Raw genomic sequence first — 26,064 nt, 5'->3', positions numbered from 1 at the left:
TCGAGGGCGGACCCGGCCCCCCTGGGGCAGAAATGGCCGTTTCTGCCCCACGGGGGTCAGCGGCCGCGGAGGAGGTCCTCGAAGGAGGTCGCCGGGTCGGCGAAGGGGTCCACCGGCGCGGCCGGCGGCCGCCCGGCGACCAGGTCGGCGAGCTCGCCCGCCGCGCGGTCGACCCGGTCGGCCAGCGCGCCACCGGTGCCCTCGCCGCCGGCCCAGTCCTCCGAGGCGGCGAAGACCGCGGTGGGGACGACGGTGGCCCGCAGGTAGGCGAACAGCGGGCGGAGGGCGTGCTCGAGGGCCAGCGAGTGCCGGGCCGTGCCGGCAGTGGCGCCCATGAGCACCGGGGTGCCGGCGAGCGCGTCCTTGTCCAGGACGTCGAAGAACGTCTTGAACAGCCCGCTGTAGGACGCCGAGAAGATCGGCGTCACCGCGATGACCGCGTCCGCGCCGGTGACCGTGTCGACCGTGGCCCGCAGGGGCTCGTTGGCGAAGCCGGTGAGCAGGTGGTCGGCCAGGTCCCGGGCGTGCTCGCGCAGCTCGACGACCTCCACGGTGGCGGTGATCCCGCGCTCGCGGAGCGCGGCGACGGTGGCCGCGGTGAGCCGGTCGGCCAGCAGCCGGGTCGAGCTGGGGGTGCCCAGCCCGGCGCTGACGACGGCGAGCGTCCGCGTGCTCATCGGACCTCGACCTCCTCGCGGGCCTCGTCACGCGCCTGGCCGGTGACGTCGTCGCCGGGGGCGTGCACCGTGAGGTCGCGGCTCCCGCCGGCGGCCGCGACGCGGGCGGCGTGGGTGGGGGCGTCGGGCACGTGCGCGGGCTTGCGGGCGGCGAACTCGCGGCGGAGCACCGGCACGACCTCCTCGCCGAGCAGGTCCAGCTGCTCGAGCACCGTCTTCAGCGGCAGCCCGGCGTGGTCGATGAGGAACAGCTGGCGCTGGTAGTCGCCCACGTACTCGCGGAACCCGAGCGTGCGCTCGATGACCTGCTGGGGGCTGCCGACGGTCAGCGGCGTCTGGCTGGAGAACTCCTCCAGCGATGGCCCGTGGCCGTAGACCGGCGCGTTGTCGAAGTAGGGCCGGAACTCGCGCACCGCGTCCTGGCTGTTCTTCCGCATGAACACCTGCCCGCCGAGGCCGACGATGGCCTGGTCGGCGCTGCCGTGGCCGTAGTGCTCGAAGCGGCGCCGGTAGAACTCGACCATTCGCTGGGTGTGCTCCGGCGGCCAGAAGATGTGGTTGTGGAAGAAGCCGTCGCCGTAGTAGGCGGCCTGCTCGGCGATCTGCGGGGACCGGATCGAGCCGTGCCACACGAACGGCGGGACGCCGTCCAGCGGACGCGGCGTCGAGGTGAAGCCCTGCAGCGGGGTGCGGAACTTCCCCTGCCAGTCCACGACGTCCTCGGTCCAGAGCCGGCGCAGCAGCGCGTAGTTCTCGACGGCGAGCTCGATGCCGTTGCGGATGTCCTGCCCGAACCACGGGTAGACCGGGCCGGTGTTGCCGCGTCCCAGGGTGAGGTCCACGCGCCCGCCGGCGAGGTGCTGCAGCATCGCGTAGTCCTCGGCGATCTTCACCGGGTCGTTGGTCGTGATGAGCGTGGTGGCCGTGGACAGCTGCAGCGTGGAGGTCTGCGCCGCGATCCAGGCCAGCGTGGTCGTGGGGGAGGAGGAGAAGAACGGCGGGTTGTGGTGCTCGCCGAGGGCGAAGACGTCGAGGCCGACCTCCTCGGTCTTCTTCGCGATGGCCAGCACCGCCTGCAGCCGCTCGGCCTCGGACGGCGTGCGCCCGGTGGTGGGGTCCTGCGTGATGTCGCTGACCGTGAAGACGCCGAACTGCATGACCGCTCCTCGACTTGGTTGAGAGTGCAACTACTGTCTCACGGAACCTCCGCGGGGCGCACCGCATTCCCCGCGCTGGGGGGAGGGGGGCGACCCCGCTGGGTAGCCGACTCGCCACGGCCTGCCGGACGATGCCGGGAGTAGTTCACGGTCCGGTCACGACGCGCCGCTCTCGGTGCCGGGGTCTGGCACTGTCCGGATCGGAGAACGGCGAGGTGCGAGGGGGCGGCGCGATGGCCGAGCGATCGGGAACCGGAGCCGGCGGACCGGGTGGGGGCGACGGCCCGGAGCCGGTGTTCACCGGACCGCTGGACGCGCTGCTGGGGTCCGCGCCGGTCTTCCGCGGCAAGCTGCGCGGCTACGACCCGGTGGAGGTCGACACCTACGTCGCCTGGGCCGAGGGTGAGCTGCGCACCGTCCGCCGGCAGGTCGACGACCTGCTCGCCCGGTTCGGCGCCTGCTCCGCCGAGCTGGAGATCTCCCGCCGGCTGCTGGCCGAGGCTCCGCGGGGCCGGGTGTTCCCGGTGTCCGAGCGGGTCGAGGAGATGCTGCAGCTCGCCGCCGACGAGGCCGCTGCCCTCGTCGACGCCGGTGCCCGCGAGGCCGAGCGCCTGGTGGCCGAGGCGCGCAGCGAGGCCGACGCGCGGCTGCGCAAGGCCCACGAGATCAAGGAGATGGCCGTGCGCGCCGCCGACGAGCTGCGCGACCACGCCCGCAGGGAGCAGGCCGAGGCGCAGGCGAGCCTGGAGCGGGCCCGCACCGAGGCCGCCGAGGTGCTCCGCGCGGCCGCCGAGGAGCGCGACCGGCTGGCCGCGGAGCAGCTCACCGAGCTCCGGGCGCAGGTGGCCGAGCTGAACCGGCAGCGCGACGAGGCCCGCCGGTCGCTGCGCGGGCTCAGCGGCCGGATCGGCGAGGCCCTGGAGGTGATCGCCGCGACGGTGCCCGACGCGCCGGGCTCCGGCAACGTCGCGATCGAGGGGATGGAGTACGACCCCGCCCACGTGGCGCCGACCGGTGCGCCGCGCGCCACGGGGGACGAGCTGGTGCTGGTCGGGCGGCCGGCACCGACCCCGTCCTGACCCCCGGGGAGCGGTTCGGGCACTCCGGCGGTGGCTCGCTCGTGGAGGAGTGAGAGTCTTCCGCTGGTGCGGCGCCGTGCCGCCGGAGCAGAGTCCAGGAGGTCAGCGGTGAGCGAGGTCGCCAAGACCGTGCAGATCGACGGCGGGATCGTCGTCGGTCACGACGGGTCCAAGTGCGCGCAGGAGGCCCTGGTGTGGGCCGGTCGGCTGGCCGCCCGCGCCGACGTCGAGGTGCACGTCGTCCGCGCGTGGTCGATGACCTCGGCGCCGCAGCCGGCCAGCTGGTCGGCCGGCTACGTCCCCCCGCTGCCGGAGTGGGAGCAGGCGGTCCACGACGAGCTCACGGCGCACGTCCGGGCCGCCGGCCTCCCGTCGTCGGTGCGCTGGACCTGCCACGTCGTGCACCGCCCCGCGGAGCAGGCGCTGATGCAGGCGGCCGAGGGCGCGAGCCTGGTCGTCATGGGTGCTCGCGGCCGTGGTGGGTTCGCCGGCCTGCTGCTCGGTTCGGTCAGCGACAAGCTGGTGCGGCACGCGCCGTGCCCGGTCACCGTCGTCCGCACCGGTGCCACCGGCCGGGAGCTGGAAGCGGTCACCGGCGAGAACGCCGCCGTCGAGCTCTGACCGGTCAGCCCGGCTCGTCGCCGTAGACGGCGGACAGCCAGATCCGCAGCAGCACGGGGACGACGTCGTCGGCGGCGACCGCAGGCCCGTCGCCGCTGAGCGAGCCGTAGATGACCCGCTCGTTCATCGAGGTCAGCGCGATCGCCAGGTCGCGGGCCGCGGGGCCGCCCGGTGCGGCGCCGCGGTCCCGCTCGGCCTCGATGACCGCGGTGCACCGCTGCACCCAGCGCTCGACGACCTCGGCCCACAGCCGGCGCACCTCGGCGCTGCCCGCGCGGGCCTCTGCCCAGGCGACGGTCAGCGCGCGGTGGGTGCGGAAGGTGTCGTGGTAGGCGGCCAGCGCCCGCTGCCAGCCCTGGCGCGGCTCGACCACCGAGCCGTCGAAGACCGCGTCCATCGCCGCGTCGGCTTCGGCGACCACCCGGTCCAGCAACGTCAGCAGCACGGCGTCCTTGGACGGGAAGTAGAAGTAGAAGGTGGGTCGGGAGATGCCGGCGCCGCGCGCCAGGTCGTCGACCGAGATGGCGCCCAGCGGCCGCTCCTCGAGCAACCGCTCCGCCGTCGCCAGGATGGCCAGCTCCCGGTCGTCGCCGGAGGTGCGCGCCGGGCGCCGGCCGCGCCCTCCCGGCGGTGCCGCGTCGTCGGACATGCGGGCGAGGCTACCGGCGCGCGACGCGTAACTCGACACCCTGTTGACTCGTTCGACAGAGCGTCGATAGCGTCCGCGGTGCGCAGTTCCGCGGCCGCCGGACGCCCGACGCCCGAGCCCGAACCGCCGACCCCCGCGGCCGGCCCGTTCCTGGAGTGTGGACATGAGTCCCGAGCACGTGGACGTCCTGATCATCGGCGCCGGCCTGTCCGGCATCGGCGCCGCCTGCCACCTGCAGGCCGAGTGCCCCGGCAAGACCTACGCGGTGCTGGAGTCGCGCGGGGCCATCGGCGGCACGTGGGACCTCTTCCGCTACCCCGGCATCCGCTCGGACTCCGACATGTTCACCCTCGGCTACGCCTTCAAGCCCTGGACCGGCCCGAAGTCGATCGCCGACGGTGAGTCGATCTCGCGAGTACATCGTCGAGACCGCCCGGGAACACGGTGTCGAGGAGAAGATCCGCTTCCACCACGAGGTGCTCTCCGCCGACTGGTCGAGCGCCGACGCGCGGTGGACGGTCACCGCCCGGCGCACCGACACGGGGGAGACGGTGCAGCTGACCTGCTCCTGGCTGTCGGTCTGCTCCGGCTACTACCGCTACGACGAGGGCTTCCGGCCGGAGTTCCCCGGCGAGGAGCGCTTCGCCGGCGAGCTGATCCACCCGCAGCACTGGCCGGAGGACTTCGACGCCACCGGCAAGCGCGTCGTCGTCATCGGCAGCGGCGCCACCGCGGTCACCCTGGTGCCCAACCTCGCCGAGGACGCCGCCTCGGTCACCATGCTGCAGCGGACGCCGAGCTACATCCTGTCGCTGCCCGGCAAGGACCCGCTGGCCGAGCTCCTGCGCAGCCGGCTGCCCGCGAAGGTCGCCTATCCGATCGTGCGGTGGAAGAACGTGCTCACGTCCACCGCGCTGTTCCAGGCCAGCCGGCGCTGGCCGAACGGCGTCCGGAAGCTGATCCGCCGGCTCACCGAGAAGCAGCTGCCGGCCGGCTTCGCGGTCGACGAGCACTTCAACCCGCCCTACGACCCGTGGGACCAGCGGCTGTGCCTCGTCCCCGACGGCGACCTGTTCCGCAGCCTGCGCGAGGGCTCGGCCTCGATCGTCACCGACCGGATCGCGACCTTCACCGAGACCGGTATCGAGCTGGCGTCCGGCGGGCACCTCGACGCCGACGTCGTCATCACCGCCACCGGGCTCAACCTGCTGGCGATGGGCGGCATGGAGCTGCGCCTCGACGGCGAGCCCGTCGACGTCTCGGAGACGGTCTCCTACAAGGGGATGATGCTCTCCGGCGTCCCGAACTTCTCCATGGTCATCGGCTACACGAACGCCTCCTGGACGCTCAAGGCCGACCTGGTGAACCGCTACGTCTGCCGGCTGCTCCAGCACCTGGACCGCCGCGGCCATGGCCGTCGCCACCCCGCTCGCCCCGCCGGAGGGCGCGGACCTGCCCTTCCTGGACCTGGCGGCGGGCTACGTGCAGCGCAGCCTCGCCCAGCTGCCCAAGCAGGGGCGGCGCACCCCGTGGCGGCTGCACCAGAACTACATCCGCGACGTGCAGCTCATGCGCCGCGGCCCGCTCGAGGACGAGGGCATCACCTTCAGCGCCGCTCCTGCCCGGGCCGAGCGGGCGGCCGCCTGATGCGCGGCTACGAGTTCGCCGGCGGCACCGCGATCGTCACCGGCGCGGCCAGCGGCATCGGCGAGGCCCTCGCCGTCCAGCTCGCCGACCGCGGCAGCGCTCTCGTGCTGGTCGATCGGGACGCCGAACGGCTGGCCGGCGTGGCCGACAGGATCCGCCGGTCTCACCCTCGACTCGAGGTCGAGACCTATGTCGCCGACCTCGTGGACGAGGCGGCCACCGACGCCCTGGGCGCGCAGCTCGCGGCCGCCCACCCCGGGACGACGCTGCTGGTCAACAACGCCGGCGTCGCCCTCGGCGGGCGCTTCGACCAGGTGACGCTCGAGGAGTTCGACTGGGTCCTGGCGATCAACTTCCGCGCCGTCGTCCGGCTGACCGCGGCGCTGCTGCCGGTGCTCAAGGCCAACCCCGGCTCGCACCTGGTCAACGTCTCCAGCATCTTCGGCATCTTCGCCCCGCCCGGGCAGGCCGCCTACGCCGCCAGCAAGTTCGCCGTCCGCGGCTTCAGCGAGTCGCTGCGGCACGAGCTCGCCGACGACGGCGTCGGGGTGACCGTCGTCCACCCCGGCGGCATCCGCACGCGGATCGCCGAGACCGCGCGGCTGGGCTCCGGGGTGGACCCCGAGGAGGTCGCGGCCGGCCGCGAGCAGATGGCCCGGCTGCTGCGCATGCCGCCCGAGAAGGCGGCCGCCCGGATCGTCACCGCCATCGAGCGACGCCGACCCCGGCTGCTCATCGGCCTGAGCGCGACGGTGCCCGACGTGCTGGTGCGGCTCCGGCCGGGCGCCTACTGGCGGCTGGTCGCCCGGGGGATCGGCGCGCGCCGCGCGGCGGCCGCGCGAGACTGACCGGGTGACGTCGGTCCCCGCCTCCTTCATCCGCGCCCACACCCGGCCCGAGCGGCCCTCGCTGGTGCCGGAGGTGCAGCTGCTGGTCGCCGCCGACGTCGTCGCGCTCTGGGAGGCGATGGCGGTCGAGCAGGGCCGCACGGCGCAGGAGCCGCCGTTCTGGGCCGCGGCCTGGCCGGGTGGCCAGGCGCTGGCGCGGTACGTGCTCGACCACCCGGAGCTGGTCGCCGGCCGCACCGTGCTCGACCTCGGCGCCGGCAGCGGCCTGGTGGCGGTCGCCGCGGTCGTGGCCGGTGCCGGCCGGGTGATCGCGAGCGAGATCGACCCCTTCGGCCGGGCGGCCATCCCGGAGAACGCGGCGCTCAACGGGGTGTCGGGGATCGAACCGGTCGGCGACCTGCTGGGGGAGGCGCCACCCGGCCGTGGACGTCGTCCTGGCCGGGGACGTCTGCTACGACCGGACCATGACCGAGCAGGTGCTGCCCTTCCTGGAGGCGGCCCGCGCCGCCGGCGCCGAGGTGCTCGTCGGTGACCCCGGCCGGCCCTACCTGCCGCACGACCGGCTCACCGAGGCCGCCGTGCACGACATCCCCGACGGGGACGCCTCGGCGGCCGGTCCGGCCCGTGTGCGGAGGACCACGGTGTGGCGCCTGCCCTGACGGGAACACCTCACGCATTTGACATGCGTCACGCGAGGAATTCGCGCCAGCGTTTGTCACGGCGCGATAACGCCGGTTACGTTGGACCGGTCCGGAAGGCGGCCCCCCACCGGGGGCGCTGCGCCGGGCGCCGCCGAATCGCCCAGCGAGGCGAACCGGGGACCCACCGCACCACTGGGGTGAATCCCGGCTCCGGATCTCCAGTCCGGAGCGGGTAGGGCTGCTTCCCGCCCGAACCCGTCAGCTAACTCGGTAGGCGGCTCACGGAAGAACTGGACAGCTGCGGAACACGACGCCGCCCCTGCGAGGGCGGCCGTTCTGCTGCGCCCTGACACCCGGAGCTCACCCCCCTCATGAACCTCCGCACCACCCTGAACGCACGCCTGCGCCGCCGCCCGCCCGTGGGCCCGCGCCGCTCCGCCCTGTTCCTCGGCGTCGCCGCCGCTGGAGCACTGATGGTGAACACCCTCGCCGCCGGCGAGCCCGCCGCGCACGCCGAGGCCCAGACCGAGTCGATGAGCGTCGCCCAGCAGCTGGGCATCGAGCAGAGCTCGGTGCTGGACGCCGCGGCCGTGGAGCCGCTCCAGGAGCTGGCCGCCAGCCGCAGCGCCCGCGACGCCGACCAGGCGACCGCCGCCCTCAACCAGCTCGCCGCCGAGCAGGCCGAGCGGGACCGGCTCGCGGCCGAGGAGGCCGCCCGGATCGCCGCCGAGGAGGCCGCCCGCGCCGAGGCCGCGCGCGCCGCCGAGGCAGCCCGTGCGGCGGAGGCGGCCCGTGCCGCCGAGGCCGCCCGCAAGGCCGCTCCTGCCCCCGCTCCCGCCGCACCGCGGGCCGCCGCCGGCTCGGCCGCCGCCGCGCCGTCGGGCTCCTACCAGAGCTACGCGCTGCAGAAGCTCGGTGGCGACAGCGGGCAGTTCTCCTGCCTCGAGAAGCTCTGGGGCAAGGAGAGCGGCTGGAACCCCAACGCGCAGAACCCGACCAGCACCGCGTACGGCATCCCGCAGTTCCTGAACAGCACCTGGGCCGGCACGGGGATCGCCAAGACCTCCGACGGCTACCGGCAGATCGACGCGGGCCTGATCTACATCAACAACCGCTTCGGCTCCCCGTGCGGCGCCTGGGCGCACTCGCAGGCCAAGGGCTGGTACTGAGCCCCCGCGCCGGGCACTGACCCGGCGCTGCACGCCCCACCGGTTCCGCCGGGATCACCGATCCCGGCGGAACCGTTGCGTCCGGGGTCAGTCGAGCAGGCCGGCCTCGGCCTTGGCCAGCAGCGCGGTGCGGACGGCGGCGTCGACGGTCGCGGCGAAGGCCGGGTCCGCCGCGCTGCGCTCCTCGACCGCCTCGAGCATGGCCGGGAAGGTCGTGGGGGCGACGGTGAGCACCAGCGTGCCCCCGGCGGCCAGGAAGCGGATCGCGCGCTCGCCCACCGGGGTGGCCGCCACGGCGGCGGCGTTGCCGAGGTCGTCGGAGATGACGGGGCCGGTGAAGCCGAGCGTGCCGCGCAGCAGCTCCCGCACGACGACGGGGGAGAACGCCGCCGGGGCCGTCGGGTCGATCCGGCCGTAGGTCGCCGAGGACGTCATCACCATCGGCGGGGCATCGGCCGCGGCCAGCGTGCCGGCGAACGCGGTCACCTGGTCGTCGCCCGCGGTGGTCACCGGGTCGACGACGTCGGCGGTGTCGTCGGTGTTGCCGCGGACCCGTCCGAGACCCGGGAAGTGCTTGAGCGTGGCGGTGACCCCGGCCGCCGCCAGGGCCGTCGACGACGGCGCCCGCCGCGGGGGTCACCTCCGCGCCGGTGCTGCCGTACTGCCGGTCGAAGACGCCGATCGGTCCGTTGGTGTCCTCGGTGCCGGCGGGCACGACGTCGACGACCGGAGCCAGGTTGAGGTTGATGCCGGCGTCGCGCAGCTGGCTGCCGAGCCGGCCGGCCAGCTCGGCCAGTTGCCCGGCGGGCAGGTCGCCCTGGTCGGTGGCGGGCGGCAGCCGGTCGAACCCCGGGCCTTTGAGGGTCTGCACGGCGCCGCCCTCCTGGTCGACGGCGATCCACAGCCCCGGCCCGGTGGCGTCGGCCTGCCAGCCGGCGGTGAGCTCGGCGAGCTCCGCCGCCGGGGCGGCGGGGCGGCCGGCGAGGAAGATCCCGCCGACGCCCTGCTCGACCAGGCCGGCGCCGCTGCCCAGCGCGTCGGCGGGCACGCCCACCACGAACAGCTGCGCGATCTCCTCCCGGCGGTCGAGGGCCTCCAGCGCCGCGGCCACCCGTGCTTCGGCGTCGTCGCCGGGTCCGCCGGCCGGCGGCTCGGCGCTCGCGGATGCCGACGGCGGAGCAGTCGCGGAGGAGGGGGCCGCGCCCGTCGCCGGCTCCTCGCCGCCGCAGGCCGCCAGGCCGAGGGCCAGGGACGCCAGGACGGCGGTGGCGCGGACGGCGGTGCGGCGCATGGCTCTCCTCCGGAACTCCTCCCGGGGGAGGCGGCTCGGCGCCCGCTGACCGGCGGGCACCCGGAGCGAGTCTGCCGCCCGGGGTGCCCCCGGTCCGGGACCGGCATAGCGTCGGGTCGTGACCGAGGAGCGACCAGGACCGGAACGCGGCGTCCCGCCCGGCCTCGTGGGCCGGTCGATCGAGGAGTTCGTCACCCAGCTGCGGAGCTTCACCGACCGGGCGCGCACCGTCGCGGGCTCCGTGCCCACCCGGCTGTCCCTGCCCGCCCTGCCCAGCCCGCCGGGCGCGCTGTCGGCCGCCCAGCTGCGCGCCATCGCCGAGATGGTGACCGCGCAGCGGGCCGCGATCGGCGGCATGCGCGCCCAGCTGGACGCCTTCGACCAGCAGCTCGCCGTCTTCGAGCGGATCCTCGAGCCCCTGGTCGAGTGGAGCGGCACGTGGGCGCGCCTCGAGGAGGCGGTCGGCGACCTGGTGCGCCGGGACGGCGGCCCGGACGAACCGGTGCCGGACCGGGGCCCCGACCCGTCGCCCTGACGGCGGGACGCGGCCGGGTCAGCGCCAGGTGGTGATGCGGACCGTCGTCCCGAGGGACGAGGACCGGACCTGCACCAGGTCGCAGAGCTGGTTGACCAGGTGCAGCCCCCGCCCACCGGGCCGGTCCGGCGGGGGACGGCGGCGGCCGACCAGCGGGTCGGCGATGTGCCCGCCGTCGCCGAACTCCACGACGGCGGCGTCCTCGGTGTCCCAGAGCGCCAGCGTGCCGCGCCCTCCGCCGTGGCGCAGGGAGTTGGTGACCACCTCCGAGGCGGCCAGCTCCAGCGCCTCGACCTGGGCGCCGGCCAGCCCGCAGGAGCGGGCGAACGAGGCGACCGTCCCGCGGATGGCCCGGAGGTCGTCGGCGCCGTAGCTGCCCCGCAGCGCCACGTCGGTGCGCTGCGGGAGCGGAGCGCCGAACGTCTCGGCGGCGGCCGCGCGGGAGTAGGCGGTGCTGGGGCGGCGGCGCCCCGCGCTGGAGACCAGGGGGTGGGACTGCAGCGCGCCCGTGCGGACCGCACGGGGCAGGTGGGCCTGGTCGTACGGGCACAGCAGCCGCCACGCCGGCCCGCCGCCGAAGGCGGTGTTCAGCAGCAGCTCGTGCAGCCGGCAATCCACGTACTCGGCGTCGCGACGGCCGGGCCAGGCGGGCTCGCCGACGCCGCGCAGCCCGCAGCCGGCCACCCCGGCGGCGGCGACCACCTCGTCCCACGCCCCGATGATCCGGGCGGGGTTGGCTCCGAGGGTGCTCATGTCCAGCCACCGCACGGCGGCGGCGTCCGCCGCCCAGCGCCGCCTGCAGCAGCCGGAGCCGGCCGGGTGGCTCCGGCGACCACGACGCGCTCGCCGCGGTCCAGCCCCTCGCGGACGAACGGGACCACCCCGGCCAGGAAGGTGTCGTCGTCCCGGTAGAAGAGCGCCTCGTGCTCGAAGCCGGCCGCCGCGTGCGGCGCCGGGGCAGCGGAGCTCATCCGGGCGCGACCCCGTCGGGGGCCGGCACCCGCCACGAACCCACGATCGACCCGTGCGTGCGCACGGGTCGACCGTAGACCGCCGGGGGGCGGGGCGACAGGGTCCGGCGGGGAGGCCCGCCGGGTGTCAGAGCGCCCGGAGGATGTCCTCCACGCGCTCGCGGGCGTCGCCGAAGAGCATCCGGCTGTTGTCCCGGAAGAACAGCGGGTTCTGGACGCCGGCGTAGCCGGTGTTCATCGACCGCTTGAACACCACGACCCGCTCGGCCTCCCACACCCGCAGCACCGGCATGCCGGCGATCGGGCTGGCCGGGTCCTCGGACGCGGCGGGGTTCACCGTGTCGTTGGCGCCGATGACGAGGACGACGGAGGTGTCGGCGAGGTCGTCGTTGATCTCGTCCATCTCGAGCACGACGTCGTAGGGCACCTTGGCCTCGGCGAGCAGCACGTTCATGTGCCCGGGGAGCCGGCCCGCGACGGGGTGGATGCCGAAGCGCACCTCGACACCGCGCTCGGTGAGCTTGCGGGTCAGGTCGGCCACCGCGCCCTGCGCCTGGGCCACGGCCATGCCGTAGCCCGGGGTGATGACGACGGACTTCGCGTCCAGCAGCAGCTGGGCGGTGTCCTCGGCGTTGATCTCGGTGTGCTCGCCGTAGTCGACGTCGGAGGCGGCGGCGCTGCCCTCGTTGCCGAAGCCGCCGGCGATGACGGAGATGAAGGACCGGTTCATCGCCTTGCACATGATGTAGGAGAGGTAGGCACCCGAGGAGCCGACCAGTGCACCGGTGATGATCAGCAGGTCGTTGCCGAGCAGGAAGCCCGAGGCGGCGGCCGCCCAGCCCGAGTAGCTGTTGAGCATCGAGACGACGACCGGCATGTCGCCGCCGCCGATCGAGGCCACCAGGTGCCACCCCAGGGCCAGCGCCAGCACGGTGAGGACGGCGAGCACCGGCAGGTTCGGCTCGACGACGAACACGACGGTCAGCGCCGCGAACGCCGCCAGCGCGCCGAGGTTCAGCCAGTTCTTGCCGGGCAGCACCAGCGGGTTGCTCTTGATGCGGGCCGACAGCTTGAGGAAGGCCACGATCGAGCCGGTGAAGGTGACCGCACCGATGAAGACGCCGATGGCGACCTCGCCGGAGTGGATGCCCAGCAGGTCCGAGGAGACCTCGGTCTGGTTGTCCAGGTCGGCCTCGACCGACAGGTAGCCGTTCCAGCCGACCAGCACCGCGGCCAGGCCGACGAAGCTGTGCAGGATCGCGATGAGCTCGGGCATCCCGGTCATCTCGACCTTCGCCGCGCGCCACAGGCCGATCGCGCCACCGATGACGACGGCGAGGACCATCAGGACGGCGCCGGTGCCGGACAGGCCGTGGTCGACGGCGAGGCCGATGGTGGCGACCAGGGCGATGACCATGCCGGCCATGCCGTAGGCGTTGCCCGCCTTCGCCGTCTCGTGCTTGGCGAGGCCGGCGAGGCTGAGGATGAACAGCAGCGCGGCGACGATGTAGGCCGCGGAGGCGGCGGTGGTGGCGGTCATCGGGCTGCACTCCCCGTGCTCGGTCCGCGGGTGAACATGCCGAGCATCCGGCGGGTGACGGCGAAGCCGCCGAAGACGTTGATGCTGGCGACGAGGATCGCGACGAACGCGAGCGCGGTCACCAGGGCGTCGTCGTGCCCGATCTGGAGCAGGGCGCCGACGACGATGATCCCGGAGATCGCGTTGGTGACGCTCATCAGCGGCGTGTGCAGGGCGTGGTGCACCCCGCTGATGACGTAGAAGCCCACGACGACGGCGAGCGCGAACACCGTGAGGTGCTGGACCAACTCGCTGGGCGAGAACCCGGCGAGCACGAAGAGCAGCGCGGCGGCCACCCCGACCAGCGCGAAGCGCCGGCCTGGGCTCGGGGGCTCCGGTGGGGGAGCGGCCTGCACCGGGGCGGGGGCCGCGGCGGCCGGCGCCGGGGCGGCGGAGACCTGCACCGGCGGCGGGGGCCACATCGTCTCGCCCGCGCGCACGACGGTGATCGCGCGCTGCACGACGTCGTCCAGGTCGAGGACGAGCTCGCCGTCCTTGCCCGGGGTGAGCAGCTTGAGCAGGTTGACCAGGTTGGTGCCGTACAGCTGCGAGGCCTGCGCCGGCAGCCGGCCGGGCAGGTCGGTGTAGCCGATGATCGAGACGCCGTTGGGCGTGACCACGACCTCGTCGGGCACCGAGCCGGCGACGTTGCCGCCCTGGGCCGCGGCCATGTCGACGATGACCGAGCCGGAGCGCATCGAGGCGACCATCTCCTCGGTGATCAGCCGCGGCGCGGGCCGGCCGGGGATGAGCGCGGTGGTGATGATGATGTCGACGTCGCGCGCCTGCTCGGCGTACATCTCGGCGGCGCGGCGGTTGAAGTCCTCGCCCATCTCGCGGGCGTAGCCGTCGGAGCTGACCTCCTGCTCGCCGGCCTTGACCGCGACGTACTCGCCGCCGAGCGAGCGCACCTGCTCGGCGACCTCGGGGCGCACGTCGGTGGCGCGCACGATCGCGCCCAGGCTGCTGGCCGCGCCGATGGCGGCGAGGCCCGCCACACCGGCGCCGGCGACGAGCACCTTGGCCGGGGGCACCTTGCCGGCGGCGGTGACCTGGCCGGTGAAGAAGCGGCCGAAGACGTGGGCGGCCTCGACGACGGCGCGGTAGCCGGCGATGTTCGCCATGGAGCTGAGCACGTCCAGGGACTGCGCGCGGGAGATGCGCGGGACGGCGTCCATCGAGAGCACGGTGATCGGGCGGGCGGCGAGCGCGGCGACCAGGTCGGGGTTGAACGCCGGGCTGATCATGCCGATCAGCGTCGCGCCGTCCCGGAGCCGGGCGATCTCGTCGACCGTCGGCGCGGTGACCCGCAGCACGACGTCGGCCTGCCACGCCTCGTCGGTGCTGCCGATGCGGGCACCGGCGCCGGCGTAGGCGTCGTCCGGGAAGCTGCTGGCCTCACCGGCCCCGGCCTCGACGACGACGTCGTATCCGAGACCGACGAGCTGCGAGACCGTGGTCGGCGTCGCGGCCACCCGCGTCTCGCGGGCTCGGGTCTCGCGTGGCACTCCGATGTGCAACGTGGCTCCGTTCGTCGTCGACCGGCCGCGCCGGTCCCCTGTGGAAAGCGACCGCGGTCACCGCGATCCCGGCAGATCATGCCTGGGTCGGAGCCGGCTCTCCGCCCGGGGCCCGCCGATGTGACCACTGCCACGTCGTCCCACTGCGTGGTCAGGCGAGTCCGTTCACCGAGACACCGGCGGTTCGGAGGGCGTCCACGCCGGTCAGCCGCGTGCCGTCGGTCTCGTCCAGCCCGAGGTTGATCAAGGTGGGCACCCGCAGCAGCGGGGTGAGGTCGGTCAGCGGGTTGGCGCCCAGCTGGAGCTCCTGCAGCAGCGGGGCGTCGGCCAGCCCGCCGACGGCGGAGACGCGGTTGCCGAACAGGTCGAGCACCAGCAGCGTCGGCACGCTGCCCAGGGGCGAGGGGTCGACGACCTGGTTCCGGCCCAGCCGCAGCGTGTCGAGGGCGGGCAGCCCGGCCAGGGGCGAGACGTCGGTGATCGCGTTGCTGCTGAGGTCCAGGCGGCTCAGGCCCTCGGCGCGCGCCAGCGGGGTGAGGTCGGTGATCTGCGCGGAGGCCACCCCGAGCGCCCGCAGGGTGCCGGTCCGCAGCGGGGACAGGTCGCTGACCGGGTTCTGCGAGAGGCCGACGTCGAACAGCTCCAGCCCGGCCAGCGGGGACAGGTCGCTGATCCGGTTGCCGGTGAGGGTCAGCGTGCTCAGCCGCTCCAGCGCCGCCAGCGGGTCCAGGTCGCTGATCTCGTGGTGCGGCAGGTCCAGGTTGATCAGCCCGGTGAGCCGCTCGAGGCCGTCGAGGGACCGGATGGGGGGCTCGGGGCCACCGCCGGGGCAGTGCAGCTCCTCGATGGCCCCGAGGTCGCGCTCGGGGAAGGCGGTCGTGCCGGCGGGCAGGCCCGCGGTCTCCGCGACGCACGCGGCGAGCGCGGGATCGGCCAGCACTGCGCCCGGCTCGTCGTCCCCGGCGGCGCAGGCGGGGACGGCCGCCAGCACCAGGGCGGCGGCGAGTGCGGCCCGGCGGTGGGTGCGGGGTGTGCGGGGGATGACGGCACCTCCTCCGGCCGCAGGCTAGCCAGTGGGGACGCCGCGGCCCGGCAGGCCGGCCGGGCCGCCGCGGCCCGCGTACCCCCAACGGGCGAATCGCACGGGAACGGGCGAAGAGCTGGGCGGATGCGGCCGAAGAACCTGGTGTCGCGTCCGTCCGGGCGCGCCGCCGCATGAGGAAGGGGGACCGTGACCGCCGCGACCGCGCCGGACGAGCACGTCCCGTCGGAGATCGTCTCCTCGGTCTTCTACAGCGCCGCCGTCAGCGACGCGCTGGCCCTGCTGGTGGCCGAGACCTCCGGACGCACCCAGCGGTTCACCTGGGCGAACGAGGGCGCCGTGCAGCTGCTGGGCTACGGCCCGGCCGACCTGTGCGCGATGCCGGTCGAGCAGCTCTTCCCGACCCTCGGCGGGGGTGAGCTCAAGCTGCTGCTGCGCCGCGAGCGCTCCGCCCGCCGCACCCTGCACGTGCGCACCGCCAGCGGCGCCCTGGTGGAGGTCGGCGTCCTCACCACGCCGTCGCCCGGCGGGCGGCGGTGGACGGTGTTCCTGCGCGCGACCGCCAACGAGCAGGAGCGCGCCCTGCGGGCCACCGCGGACGCCCACGAGCGGCGCTTCTCCGCCCTCACCGAGCGCTCCCCGGTGCCGACCCTGCTCTCCGAGCAGGGCATGCGCCTGGCGCACGTGAACGACGCGTTCTGCGGCCTGGTCGGCCGGGGGGCCGAGCAGATGCTGGGCACCGGCTGGATCGACACGGTGCACACCGACGACCTCGACGCCGTCATCGAGCAGGTCTCCGCGGCGCTGGACGGCGGCGAGGTCGAGGTCCAGGCCCGCCTGGTCCGCGACGACGGTGCCGTGCGGACGACGATCATCCGCTTCGCCCACCTGTTCACCCCCGGCGTGGGCGCGGGCTTCGTCGCCACCATCGAGGACATCACCGACCGGCTGGCGTTCGAGGCGCGGCTGGCCCACCAGGCCAACCACGACCCGCTGACCGGGCTGCCCAACCGGACGCTGCTGGCGCAGTACGTGTCGGAGCGCTTCCGGCCGGGCGCCGGCGGCCTGGCCTGCCTGTTCCTCGACCTGGACAACTTCAAGGTCGTCAACGACTCGCTGGGGCACACCGCCGGCGACGAGCTGCTCATCGAGGTGGCGAACCGGCTGCGCGCGACCGTGCGCCCCGGCGACCTGGTGGCGCGCTTCGGCGGCGACGAGTTCGTCGTCGTCTGCGAGCAGGTCGACGAGGAGGCCGTCGTCGCGCTCGCGGAGCGGATCACCGAGGCCCTCGGCCGCCCGATGCGGCTGGGCGGGGTGGACGTGCGTCCCCACGCCAGCGTCGGCGTCACCGTGCAGACCGCCGAGCACGTCGCCGCCGAGGAGCTGATCCGCGACTGCGACATCGCCATGTACCAGGCGAAGGCCGGCGGCAAGGGGAGGATCAGCGTCCTCGACCAGGCCGGCCGGGCCGAGGCGCGGGACAAGCTGCGGATGGTCGCCGAGCTGCGCGACGCCGTCGACCACCGCGAGCTCACCCTGTACTACCAGCCGATCTTCGGCACCGCGGACCGCAGGCCGGTCGCGGTCGAGTCGCTCGCGCGGTGGCAGCACCCCGAGCGCGGGACGATCAGCCCGACCGTGTTCGTGCCGCTGGCCGAGGAGAGCGGGCTCATCGCGGGGCTGGGCCTGTTCGTCCTCGACGAGACCTGCCGCCAGCTCGCGGAGTGGGACCGCCTGGTGGGGGCCGCGGCGCCGCCCCGGGCCAACGTCAACGTGTCCGCCCTCCAGCTGGACGGCAACCTGCCGGAGCAGGTCGCGGCCGCGCTGCAGCGGCACGGGCTGCACCCGTCGCGGATCTCCATCGAGATCACCGAGTCGGCGCTGATGAAGGACCCGGCGTCGGCGCAGAGGGTGTTGCAGGACCTGCGCGACGTCGGCGTCGAGCTGACCATCGACGACTTCGGCACCGGCTACTCGTCGCTGGCCTACCTGCGGCACCTGCCGGTGGACTGCCTCAAGGTGGACCGCTCGTTCGTCGCCGAGCTCAGCGCCGGCCACGGGGAGATCGCCTCGGCGGTCATCGCCCTGGCCCGCAACCTCAACCTGTGCACGGTTGCCGAGGGCGTCGAGACCGCCGAGCAGGCCGACGAGCTGCAGCGGCTGGGTGCCACCTACCTGCAGGGGTTCAGCCTGGCCGAGCCCATGACCGGGGGGCACACCGCCGCCTGGTTCGCCACCCACGGGGAGACCGGAGAAGCGTGACCGTCACACCGTTCCCGCGCGCGGAGCTCGCGGCCGTCCCGGCCCCGACGTTCGACGTCGAGAAGGTCCTGGCCAGCATCGACTCGATGGCCGCCCAGAAACCGGTGGCCGCCCAGCTGGTGTCGGTGGCGAACTCGGAGGACACCAGCTCCAAGGAGCTGGCCACCATCCTGGCCTCCGACGTCGCGCTGGCCGCCCGCGTGATGAAGCTGGCCAACTCCGCCTACTTCGGCATGCGCGGGCGGGTGACCTCGCTGCAGTTCGCCGTCACCGTCGTCGGCTTCACCACCGTGCGCACGATGGCCACCGTCGCCCTCACCGACCTGGACGACGAGTCGCGGCTGCCCGAGGACTTCTGGGCCTTCAGCACGCACCTGGCCCTGGCCGCGTCCACGCTCGCGCCGCGCTTCGGCGAGCGGCCGCAGGACGCGCTCTGCGTGGGCCTGCTGGCGCAGATGGGGGCGGCGCTGCTGTTCCACAACGACAGCGAGGGCTACGCCGAGCTCGTGGCCGCCGAGCCGACCTTCCCCGGCCGGCGGGCCGCCGAGACCCGGCGCTACGGGATCAACAGCCTGATGCTCACCGCGGTCGCGCTGGAGCAGTGGGGCTTCCCGAACCCGATGATCTCCCCGCTCAAGCACGTCGACGACTACCGGGCCCCGGAAGGTGCGCTGCTGCGCAGCTCCTTCGAGGTGGCGGCCCGCCTGACCAGCGAGGACCACGAGACGGTGCCGATCGTGCGGGTCAGCGGCGGTCGGCTGCGCGAGGACGACGTCGTCCCCGTCCTGGACACCGTCCGCACCGACGCGGTCGAGCTGCGCCGGGCATTGCTCTCCGACTGAGCGCCCGCGGGGCGCGTCCGGCACCCTGACGTCGTGACGGTCGCCGTGGTCGTAGCGCTGGTCCTTCTCGCGTTCGGCGGGGCCGCGTCCGTGGCGGCGCGCCGCGCTCGGACCCGGGAGGCCGGGCGTTCCCACATCCCCGTCGCCGATGCGCTTGCAGAGGTGCTCGCGGTTGCGAGCGGCGGCGGTGATCGCGACCGGGTGCGGGCCGTCCGGCTGCTCCGCGAGCGCACCGGCCTCGGCCTCGTCGAGGCTGATCGCACGGTGCTGCGCTGGCTCGAGGAGGAGGCCGCGGGGCCGCACGGGTAGGGGTGGCACCCCTCGCACGTTGGTGCCGGGCGCCGGTCGTCAAGCACGTCGACGAATCTGTGGACAGGGCTCTGACCTGGGGATTCATCTGGTCCGATGCCACCGATCGCGGTACTATTCGTACGTGTGTTCGACAGGATGCGGGACGCCGGTGGAGTGCTTCACCGGTGCGCTGCGGGCGCTGGTCGGGGAGGATCTGTCCTCGTCGTTCGGGCCGGCGGTGCTGGAGCGCGCGACCGTGCTGGTGGGTGCCCGGAACGTGATCGATGCCGAGCTGGCGCGGACGGTGCGCGAGGGTGAGCTGACGAAGGCCTCAGAGCACGACGGGAAGGCGACGATGGCCTCCTGGCTGCGCGGGCACCACCGGCTGCCCCAGGGCGCGGCGAGCCAGTTGGTGCGCAACGGGCGCGCGCTGGAGGCGCTGCCCGCGCTGGCCGCGGCGGCGCGGTCGGGCCTCGTGCCGCCGGAGGCGGTGCGGGTGGTGGGGCAGGTGGCGTCCCCGGAGCACCTGGCCGGCGCGCAGGCCCAGGGCGTGGACATCGCCCAGGTCGACGAGGCGCTGACCGCGGTGGCGATGAACCGGCCCCACGAGGAGCTGCGGCAGGTGGTGGCGCACTACCTGGCCCGGCTTGACCCCGACGGCCCCGAACCCGATCCCACCGAGCAGCGCAGCCTCACCGTGAGCCGGGACGCCACGGGCCTGGTGGTGGGCCGGTTCGTGCTCGACGCGGTCGGCGGGGAGAAGGTCCAGGCCGCCGATCGAGTCGATCCTGCAGGCCTCCCGCCCGGCCGGGGACACCCGCACCCGCGCCCAGCAGGCCGGCGACGCGCTGGTCCAGCTCGCCGACAACGCGCTCGCGTCGGGATCGCTGCCGGTGCTGCGCGGCCGCAAGCCGCACATCGGGGTGCTGATCGACCTGGAGGACCTGGTGGACACCACCGCCGAGGCCGGCGTGGGCGCCGGCGCCGGGCGGACGACCTTCGGCGGGATCATCTCCGCGGCCAAGGCCCGCTGGCTGGCCTGCGACGGGAACGTCTCCCGCATCGTCATGGGCCCGGACTCCCGCCCCCTCGATGTCGGGCGGGACAAGCGGAGCTTCCCACCCCACCTGCGGCGGGCGATCGAGGTCCGCGACCACCACTGCGGCGTCGTTGAATGTGCAGAGCGCCGGCTGCGACGCCCCCAGCTACTGGTGCGACGTGCACCACCTGGTGCACTGGATCGACGGCGGCGAGACCTGCGAGGACAACGCCGGCCTGCTGTGCGAACGGCACCACACCAAGGTCCACCACGGCTTCCGCATCGAACGAACACCCGACGGCCGATGGCGCACCTACCGCCCCGACGGCACCGAGATCCTCATCGTCGAACCGTTCCTCATCGGCGTCTGCCCCGGTACACCCACCTGATCAGCACCGATACAGCGACTGCAATCAACCAGAAGTGACGCCCAGCCCGCCCTGGCATGCCCGGGGCGGGCCGGACGGCTGCGCCCGTCGAGGCATGACCTGCGCGAACGCCAGCGCCTCCTGGAACGGCAGAGCCTCGGGGACGGCAGAGCCCCGGGGACGGCAGAGCCCCGCCCCCACGAAGGGGAGCGGGGCTCTGCTGCGGTCGGTCCTGCGGGCCCGCCCGCCGATCAGGCGGAGGGCGGGCTCACGGGGAGCCGATCAGGCGTACGGGGCGCCCAGCGGGTCGACCGTCGGGTAGTCGCCGACCTTCGCCGCCAGCCGGTCGGCGGCGAAGTCGCCGTCGCCCAGCAGGTGGTCGATGGCGGTGAGCCGGGCGGTGTAGTGCCCGACCTTGTACTCGGCGGTCACACCGATGCCACCGTGCAGCTGGATGGCGTCCTTGCCGATGTGGCGGCCGGCGCGGCTGGTGAGCAGCCGGGCGCGGTCGCCGGCGGAGACGACGTCCCCGCCGGTCATCTCGACGACCGTCGCCCACAGCGCGATGCTGCGGGCCAGCTCGAGGGACATGTACATGTCCGCGGCGCGGAAGTTCAGCGCCTGGAACTTGTTCAGCGTCACCCCGAACTGCTTGCGGGTCTTGAGGTACTCGACGGTGGTGCGCAGCGCCGTGTCCATCGCGCCGACGGCCTCGTTGCTGTAGGCGATCCGGCCCACGGCGAGCGCCCGCTCGATGGCGTCGGTCTGGTCGCCGCCCTCGCCCAGGGGCGCGGCCGGCGTGCTGTCGAACCGGACGTTGGCCGAGCGGGTGCCGTCGATGTTGCGGTAGCCGCTGCGGGTCAGCCCGGAGGCGTCACCGTTCACGACGAACAGGCCGGTACCCCCACCGGGCAGGGCCGCCGAGACGACCAGGACGTCGGCGCGGGCACCGTGCGGCACCGGCTCCTTGACGCCGCTGAGGGTCCAGCTGTCGCCGGCCTCGGTGGCCGTGACCGCGGAGGCGGTCGGCGTCCAGCGGGAGCCGATCTCGGTGTGCGCGAAGGTCGGGATCGAGCTGCCCTCGGACAGGGCCGTCAGCAGCTCGCTCTTCTGCGCGTCGGAACCGACGCGGTTGATCAGGCCACCGGCCAGCACGACCGCCTCGACGAACGGCTCGGGTGCGAGCACCCGCCCGATCTCCTCGGCGACGATCGCAACCTCGACCGGGCCGGCGCCCGCTCCGCCGTGCTCCTCGGCGAAGGGCAGACCCAGCAGGCCCATCTCGGCCAGCTGCGTCCAGACCTTCTCGTCGAAGCCCGGGTCGGTCTTGGTGACCTTGCGGCGCACCTCGCTGTCGCCGTAGGCGCGGCGCCAGCAGCGCCGCCACGGCCTCGCGCAGGTCGTTCTGCTCGCTGTCGTAGGTGAAGTCCATGGCTATCTCACAACCCCAGGATCGTGCCGCTGATGATGACGCGCTGCACCTCGTTGGAGCCTCCGTAGATGGAGACCTTCCGGTAGTTGAGGTACTCGGGGGCCGAGACCCGGGCCCAGTCGGGCACGTCGGAGCCCTCCTCGGCGAACGAGGCGACCGACAGCGGGCCGGCGATGTCGACGATCAGCTCGGTCACCTCCTGCTGCAGGACCGAGCCCTTGAGCTTGAGCACCGAGGACGCGGGGTGCGGCTTGCCGTCGGCGGAGTTGGCGACCACGCGCAGCGCGGTCAGCTCCAGGGCGACGAGCTCGTTCTCGATCTCGGCGATGCGCGAGGCGTAGCGCGGGTCCTCGAGCAGCGGGCGGCCGTTGTAGGTGGTCTCGCGGGCGAGCTCCTTGGCCAGGGCCAGCATGCCCTTGGTGCCACCGACGCGGGCGATGCCCACGCGCTCGTTGCCGAGCAGGAACTTGGCCTGGTCCCAGCCCTTGTTGACCTCGCCGATCAGGTTCTCCGACGGGACGCGGACGTCCTCGAAGAAGACCTCGTTGACCTCGAAGCCACCGTCGAGCAGCTCGATCGGGCGCAGCGTGACACCGGGGGTGTCCATCGGGAAGACCAGCATCGAGATGCCGCGCTGCTTCTTCTCCGCCGTCGGGTCGGTGCGCGCCAGGCAGAAGATCCAGTCGGCGTGCTGCCCCATCGTCGTCCAGGTCTTCTGACCGTTGACGACCCACTCGTCGCCGTCCTGGACGGCGACGGTGCGCAGGCCGGCCAGGTCGGAACCGGCGTCGGGCTCGGAGAAGCCCTGGCACCACCAGATGTCGAGGTTGGCCGTCTTGGCGAGGAAGCGGTCCTTCTGCTCCTGGCTGCCGAACTGCGCCAGCACCGGGCCGATCATGCTGGTGTTGAACGCCAGCGGCTCGGGCACGTGGGCGAGCTGCATCTCCTCGCGGTAGATGTGGCGCTGCAGCGGCGTCCAGTCGCGGCCGCCGTACTCGACCGGCCAGTGCGGCACGGCCAGGCCGGCGGCGTTCAGGATGCGCTGCGTGGTGACGAAGTCGTCCTTCGTCGGGTGGTGGCGGTTCGCGCCCTTGTCACGGATCTCCTTCGGCACCTGGGTGGTGAAGAAGGTCCGCATCTCCTCCCGGAAGGCCTGCATCTCCGGGGACAGCTGCAACTGCATCGGTCCTCTTTCCTGACCGCAGTCGCTCTGCGGTCTCGACGTGTAGGTGCGACGATCCCACATCCCGAACGGGATTCGGTTCCCCCCTCCCGTTAGGTGGGGGCTGCGCGGGGCAAGGTCGCCGGGTGCCCGCCCTGTCCTCCCGCACCCTTCCCCTGCTCAGCGCCTCGGTGTCGACGCCGGGCTACGACCGCGACCGGGTGCGTGCTGGCATCGTGCACCTCGGCGTGGGCGGATTCCACCGGTCCCACCAGGCGATGTACCTCGACCGGCTCATGGAGCGCGGGCAGGCGCTGGACTGGGGCGTCGTCGGCGTCGGCGTCCTGCCGGGCGACCGCTCGATGGCCGAGGTCATGGTGGCGCAGGACCACCTGTACACGCTGGTCGTCAGCCACCCCGACGGCTACCTCGGGGCGCGGGTGATCGGCTCGGTCGTCGAGTACCTGCTGGCGCCCGAGGACCCGGAGGCCGTTGTGGAGCGGATGACCGACCCCGCGATCCGCATCGTCTCGCTCACCGTGACCGAGGGTGGCTACAACGTCGACCCGGTCACGGGGGAGTTCGACGCCTCGTCGGCCGGCGTCCGGGCCGACCTGGAATCCGGGGCCCTGCCGCGCACCAGCTTCGGGCTGGTCACCGAGGCGCTGGTCCGCCGCCGCGCGCGCGGCGTCCCGCCGTTCACCGTCATGTCCTGCGACAACATCCCCGGCAACGGCGACGTCGCCCGGCGCAGCTTCGCCGCCTTCGCCGGCCTGAAGGACGCCGAGCTGGGCGCCTGGGTGGATCGCGAGGTCGCGTTCCCGAACTCCATGGTCGACCGGATCACCCCCGCCACCACCGACGAGCACCGCGAGCGGCTGGCCCAGCGGTTCGGCGTCGAGGACGCCTGGCCGGTGGTGTGCGAGCCCTGGACCCAGTGGGTGCTGGAGGACCGGTTCCCGACCGGCCGGCCCCCGCTGGAGGACGTCGGCGTGCAGCTGGTGGACGACGTCGAGCCCTACGAGCTGATGAAGCTGCGGCTGCTCAACGGCAGCCACCAGGCGATGGCCTACCTGGGCGCGCTGGCCGGCCACACCCACGTGCACGACGTCTGCCAGGACCCGCTGTTCCGGCGCTTCCTGCACGGCTACCTGGACGAGGAGGCGACGCCGACGCTGCCCCCGGTGCCCGGCATCGACCTGGACTCCTACAAGGCCGACCTCGTCGGCCGGTTCGCCAACCCGACCGTGCGCGACACCCTGGCCCGGCTCTGCGCGGAGAGCTCCGACCGGATGCCGAAGTTCCTGCTGCCGGTGCTGCGGGCGAACCTGGCCTCGGGCGGCAGCATCCGCTGCTCGGTCGCCGTCCTGGCCGGCTGGGCCCGGTACGCCGAGGGCGTGGGGGAGGACGGCCGCCCCATCGAGGTGGTCGACCCGCTGCGGGAGCGGCTGATGGCCGCCGCCCGCCGGCAGGGCGAGGACCCGCTGGCCTTCGTCGCCGACCGCGAGCTGTTCGGCGACCTGGTGGACGACGAGCGGTTCACCGCGGCCTACCGGACGACGCTGGAGCTCATTCGCGAGCAGGGCACCCGCGCCGCGCTCGAGGAGCTGCTCCGCCGGCCCTGACCGCGCCGACCCCCGCCCGGAATGTGCACGAACCGTCGTCCCCGGGTCGGGGACGCGACCGGATGTGCACGAACCGTCGTCCGGTGCGCCGCTCAGTTCCCGCCGGCCGCGGCGGGAGCGGGGGCGTCGGCGTCCGCCCGGCGCAGCCGGGAGTGCCGGTAGCCGTAGACCGCGTAGACCAGCAGCCCGAGCAGCAGCCAGGCCAGGAACCGCAGCCACGTCTCCACGCTGAGGTTGCTCATCAGGTACAGCGACGCCAGCACGGCGAGCACCGGCACCAGGGGCGACAGCGGGACGCGGAAGGGGCGCTCCAGGTCCGGGCGCGTGCGGCGCAGGACCGGCACCGCGGCGGAGACCAGCAGGAAGGCGAACAGCGTGCCGATGCTGACCAGGTCGGCGAGCACGCCCAGCGGGATGAACGTGGCCATGACCAGCACCGCGAGGGCGAACAGCAGGGTCATGCGCAGCGGGGTGCCGGTGCGCGGGCTCACCCGGGCCACCGACCGGGGCAGCAGGCCGTCGCGGCCCATGGCGAAGCCGATCCGGGTCATGGTGATCAGGTCGACCAGGATCACCGAGGTCAGGCCGGCGACCGCGGCGATCGACACCAGCGTCGAGGCCCAGCCGAGCCCGACCTGGTCGAAGGCGTCGGCGATCGGCGCGCTCGGGTCGATGTCGGGGGTGTCCACCATGCCGACGAGCACGAACGAGACGCCGATGTAGAGCGCCGTGGCCAGGCCGAGCGTGCCCAGCAGGCCGAGCGGCAGGTCGCGGGAGGGCTTCTTCGTCTCCTCCGACAGGTTCGCCACCGCCTCGAAGCCGGTGTAGGCGAAGAAGACGACGGCCGCCGCGGTGAGCACGCCGCCGATCCCGAACACCGCGGGCTCGATGCCCGCCACGGCGGAGATCAGCGGCTGCTGCAGCCCGTCGGCGTCCTCGCCGCCCCGGCTCGGCGGGATGAACGGGGTGAGGTTGGCGCCGCGGACGAACCAGGCGCCGGCGACGATCACGAAGACGCAGATGGACACCTTGACCACGACCAGCAGGCTGGTCACCCGGGCGGACTCGCGGATGCCGAGCGCGGCGACCACGGTGAGGACCAGCACGATGAGCGCGGCGCCCACGTTGATCGTGGACTCCTCGCCGAACCACGCCGTCGGCAGGTCGAGCAGGTTGCCCACGTACCCCGACCACCCCCGGGCGACGACGGCGGCCCCGAGGGCGAACTCGAGGAACAGGTCCCAGCCGATGATCCAGGCGATCAGCTCGCCGGTGGTCGCGTAGGCGTAGGAGTACGCGCTGCCCGCCGTCGGCACGCTGGCGGCGAGCTCGGCGTAGCAGAGGGCGGCCAGCAGGGCGACGACGCCGGCGATCGCGAACGAGAGCACGACGGCGGGGCCCGCGGTGTCGCGCGCCTCCACGCCGGTGAGCGTGAAGATCCCGGTGCCGATCACGATGCCGATGCCGAAGCCGACGAGGTGCCGGGCGCTGAGGTTCTTGCGCAGCGAGCCGACGGAGCCCTCGCCGTCGCCCTCGGCGTCGGCGCCGATGCGCTCCACGGACTTGGTCCGGAACAGGTCCACGAGCGGAAGGTAGGAGCAGTTGCCCCGGTCCGCT

General features: G+C 73.9%; 24 protein-coding genes, 3 pseudogenes and 1 riboswitch. Of the genes and pseudogenes, 14 read left to right on the top strand and 13 right to left on the bottom strand.

All coding sequences use genetic code 11. The features are described 5' to 3' along the window. Positions 1-56 precede the first annotated feature (56 nt). On the bottom strand, positions 57-677 hold the full coding sequence (locus tag JKP75_RS10630) for an FMN reductase (protein WP_200491474.1): 621 nt from the start codon (positions 675-677) through the stop codon (positions 57-59). Continuing rightward, positions 674-1,834: an LLM class flavin-dependent oxidoreductase gene (locus tag JKP75_RS10625; RefSeq protein WP_200491475.1), complete on the bottom strand. Its 1,161-nt coding sequence runs from the start codon at positions 1,832-1,834 to the stop codon at positions 674-676. Before JKP75_RS10625 ends, JKP75_RS10630 begins: the two co-directional genes overlap by 4 nt. 293 nt (positions 1,835-2,127) lie before the next feature. On the opposite strand from JKP75_RS10625, the gene JKP75_RS10620 reads away from it, so the two are divergent. Together JKP75_RS10620 and JKP75_RS10615 are read left to right on the top strand one after the other, a co-directional pair. Beyond that, the gene (locus JKP75_RS10620) at positions 2,128-2,913 is read left to right on the top strand and encodes a DivIVA domain-containing protein (RefSeq protein ID WP_200491476.1); all 786 of its coding nucleotides are present in this window, start codon (positions 2,128-2,130) and stop codon (positions 2,911-2,913) included. A 108-nt stretch (positions 2,914-3,021) separates the two neighbouring features. Beyond that, positions 3,022-3,534 (top strand): universal stress protein, encoded by a 513-nt coding sequence (locus tag JKP75_RS10615; protein WP_200491477.1) that lies wholly within the window; start codon positions 3,022-3,024, stop codon positions 3,532-3,534. A gap of 4 nt (positions 3,535-3,538) precedes the next feature. On the opposite strand, the gene JKP75_RS10610 is transcribed toward JKP75_RS10615, so the two are convergent. Beyond that, positions 3,539-4,183 (bottom strand): TetR/AcrR family transcriptional regulator, encoded by a 645-nt coding sequence (locus JKP75_RS10610; RefSeq protein ID WP_200491478.1) that lies wholly within the window; start codon positions 4,181-4,183, stop codon positions 3,539-3,541. Positions 4,184-4,346: 163 nt separating this feature from the next. Between JKP75_RS10610 and JKP75_RS23420 the strand changes: the two are divergent. From JKP75_RS23420 to JKP75_RS10590, 5 genes and pseudogenes are all read left to right on the top strand, one after another. After that, positions 4,347-4,457: pseudogene (locus JKP75_RS23420) on the top strand (hypothetical protein); the annotation flags it as partial. A 124-nt stretch (positions 4,458-4,581) separates the two neighbouring features. Next, positions 4,582-6,678, top strand: a complete 2,097-nt coding sequence (locus JKP75_RS23875; RefSeq protein WP_309229747.1) for an NAD(P)/FAD-dependent oxidoreductase — start codon at positions 4,582-4,584, stop codon at positions 6,676-6,678. 4 nt (positions 6,679-6,682) lie between these two features. Continuing rightward, a complete protein-coding gene (locus tag JKP75_RS10595) occupies positions 6,683-7,210 on the top strand; it encodes a 50S ribosomal protein L11 methyltransferase (protein WP_309229746.1) in 528 nt (175 codons plus the stop codon). Then, complete coding sequence (locus tag JKP75_RS21215) at positions 7,143-7,337, top strand: hypothetical protein (protein ID WP_242473285.1); 195 nt, start codon at positions 7,143-7,145, stop codon at positions 7,335-7,337. The genes JKP75_RS10595 and JKP75_RS21215 overlap by 68 nt, the downstream gene beginning before the upstream one ends. A gap of 121 nt (positions 7,338-7,458) precedes the next feature. Then, a riboswitch (cyclic di-AMP (ydaO/yuaA leader) is annotated at positions 7,459-7,611 on the top strand. Between the two features lie 79 nt (positions 7,612-7,690). Beyond that, complete coding sequence (locus JKP75_RS10590; RefSeq protein ID WP_242471937.1) at positions 7,691-8,488, top strand: lytic transglycosylase domain-containing protein; 798 nt, start codon at positions 7,691-7,693, stop codon at positions 8,486-8,488. Between the two features lie 87 nt (positions 8,489-8,575). Here the strand turns inward: JKP75_RS10590 and JKP75_RS22775 are convergent, their stop codons facing one another. Both JKP75_RS22775 and JKP75_RS24560 read right to left on the bottom strand, forming a co-directional pair. Further along, positions 8,576-9,094 carry a glycoside hydrolase family 3 N-terminal domain-containing protein gene (locus tag JKP75_RS22775; protein WP_255523342.1) on the bottom strand — a complete coding sequence of 173 codons (519 nt, stop codon included), beginning with the start codon at positions 9,092-9,094 and terminating at the stop codon, positions 8,576-8,578. Positions 9,095-9,110: 16 nt separating this feature from the next. After that, positions 9,111-9,779 (bottom strand): annotated as a pseudogene (locus JKP75_RS24560) (glycoside hydrolase family 3 N-terminal domain-containing protein); the annotation flags it as partial. Positions 9,780-9,897: 118 nt separating this feature from the next. Here JKP75_RS24560 and JKP75_RS10580 point away from each other — a divergent pair. Continuing rightward, positions 9,898-10,314 (top strand): hypothetical protein, encoded by a 417-nt coding sequence (locus JKP75_RS10580; RefSeq protein ID WP_200491482.1) that lies wholly within the window; start codon positions 9,898-9,900, stop codon positions 10,312-10,314. A gap of 18 nt (positions 10,315-10,332) precedes the next feature. On the opposite strand, the gene JKP75_RS22770 is transcribed toward JKP75_RS10580, so the two are convergent. The 5 genes from JKP75_RS22770 to JKP75_RS10555 all read right to left on the bottom strand — a co-directional run bounded on the left by JKP75_RS22770 (position 10,333) and on the right by JKP75_RS10555 (position 15,375). Then, on the bottom strand, positions 10,333-11,067 hold the full coding sequence (locus tag JKP75_RS22770; RefSeq protein WP_200491483.1) for a sensor histidine kinase: 735 nt from the start codon (positions 11,065-11,067) through the stop codon (positions 10,333-10,335). Further along, on the bottom strand, positions 11,064-11,285 hold the full coding sequence (locus tag JKP75_RS22765) for an MEDS domain-containing protein (protein ID WP_200493051.1): 222 nt from the start codon (positions 11,283-11,285) through the stop codon (positions 11,064-11,066). The genes JKP75_RS22770 and JKP75_RS22765 overlap by 4 nt, the downstream gene beginning before the upstream one ends. Positions 11,286-11,412: 127 nt before the next feature. Beyond that, the gene (gene pntB, locus JKP75_RS10565; protein ID WP_200491484.1) at positions 11,413-12,825 is read right to left on the bottom strand and encodes a Re/Si-specific NAD(P)(+) transhydrogenase subunit beta; all 1,413 of its coding nucleotides are present in this window, start codon (positions 12,823-12,825) and stop codon (positions 11,413-11,415) included. Beyond that, positions 12,822-14,372, bottom strand: a complete 1,551-nt coding sequence (locus tag JKP75_RS10560; RefSeq protein ID WP_309229745.1) for a Re/Si-specific NAD(P)(+) transhydrogenase subunit alpha — start codon at positions 14,370-14,372, stop codon at positions 12,822-12,824. The genes pntB and JKP75_RS10560 overlap by 4 nt, the downstream gene beginning before the upstream one ends. 163 nt (positions 14,373-14,535) lie before the next feature. Then, positions 14,536-15,375, bottom strand: coding sequence for a leucine-rich repeat domain-containing protein (locus tag JKP75_RS10555; RefSeq protein ID WP_200491486.1), 840 nt, complete (start codon positions 15,373-15,375; stop codon positions 14,536-14,538). Positions 15,376-15,615: 240 nt separating this feature from the next. On the opposite strand from JKP75_RS10555, the gene JKP75_RS23870 reads away from it, so the two are divergent. The 5 genes and pseudogenes from JKP75_RS23870 to JKP75_RS23860 all read left to right on the top strand — a co-directional run bounded on the left by JKP75_RS23870 (position 15,616) and on the right by JKP75_RS23860 (position 20,249). Then, positions 15,616-17,688, top strand: a complete 2,073-nt coding sequence (locus JKP75_RS23870) for a bifunctional diguanylate cyclase/phosphodiesterase (protein ID WP_200491487.1) — start codon at positions 15,616-15,618, stop codon at positions 17,686-17,688. After that, positions 17,685-18,530: an HDOD domain-containing protein gene (locus JKP75_RS10545; protein WP_309229744.1), complete on the top strand. Its 846-nt coding sequence runs from the start codon at positions 17,685-17,687 to the stop codon at positions 18,528-18,530. The genes JKP75_RS23870 and JKP75_RS10545 overlap by 4 nt, the downstream gene beginning before the upstream one ends. Before the next feature lie 33 nt (positions 18,531-18,563). After that, the gene (locus tag JKP75_RS21200) at positions 18,564-18,839 is read left to right on the top strand and encodes a hypothetical protein (RefSeq protein ID WP_242471938.1); all 276 of its coding nucleotides are present in this window, start codon (positions 18,564-18,566) and stop codon (positions 18,837-18,839) included. A 758-nt stretch (positions 18,840-19,597) separates the two neighbouring features. After that, a pseudogene (locus JKP75_RS23865) lies at positions 19,598-19,915 on the top strand (DUF222 domain-containing protein); the annotation flags it as partial. A 76-nt stretch (positions 19,916-19,991) separates the two neighbouring features. Further along, positions 19,992-20,249, top strand: coding sequence for an HNH endonuclease signature motif containing protein (locus JKP75_RS23860; RefSeq protein ID WP_309229743.1), 258 nt, complete (start codon positions 19,992-19,994; stop codon positions 20,247-20,249). A 261-nt stretch (positions 20,250-20,510) separates the two neighbouring features. Here the strand turns inward: JKP75_RS23860 and JKP75_RS23855 are convergent, their stop codons facing one another. After that, entirely contained in the window at positions 20,511-21,575 is a 1,065-nt protein-coding gene (locus JKP75_RS23855; protein WP_309229742.1) for an acyl-CoA dehydrogenase family protein, read from the bottom strand. Between the two features lie 92 nt (positions 21,576-21,667). Next, positions 21,668-22,843, bottom strand: a complete 1,176-nt coding sequence (locus JKP75_RS10530; protein ID WP_200491488.1) for an acyl-CoA dehydrogenase family protein — start codon at positions 22,841-22,843, stop codon at positions 21,668-21,670. A gap of 125 nt (positions 22,844-22,968) precedes the next feature. Here JKP75_RS10530 and JKP75_RS10525 point away from each other — a divergent pair, with 125 nt between their 5' ends. After that, positions 22,969-24,447, top strand: coding sequence for a mannitol dehydrogenase family protein (locus tag JKP75_RS10525; protein ID WP_200493050.1), 1,479 nt, complete (start codon positions 22,969-22,971; stop codon positions 24,445-24,447). A gap of 92 nt (positions 24,448-24,539) precedes the next feature. Here the strand turns inward: JKP75_RS10525 and JKP75_RS10520 are convergent, their stop codons facing one another. Beyond that, entirely contained in the window at positions 24,540-26,030 is a 1,491-nt protein-coding gene (locus JKP75_RS10520) for an amino acid permease (RefSeq protein ID WP_200491489.1), read from the bottom strand. Between the last annotated feature and the right edge of the window lie 34 nt (positions 26,031-26,064).

This window comes from Blastococcus sp. TML/M2B (assembly GCF_016612865.1).
Lineage (GTDB): Bacteria > Actinomycetota > Actinomycetes > Mycobacteriales > Geodermatophilaceae > Blastococcus.
Note: the sequence above shows the minus strand (reverse complement) of the source record. Positions and strands in the feature narration are given on the sequence as shown.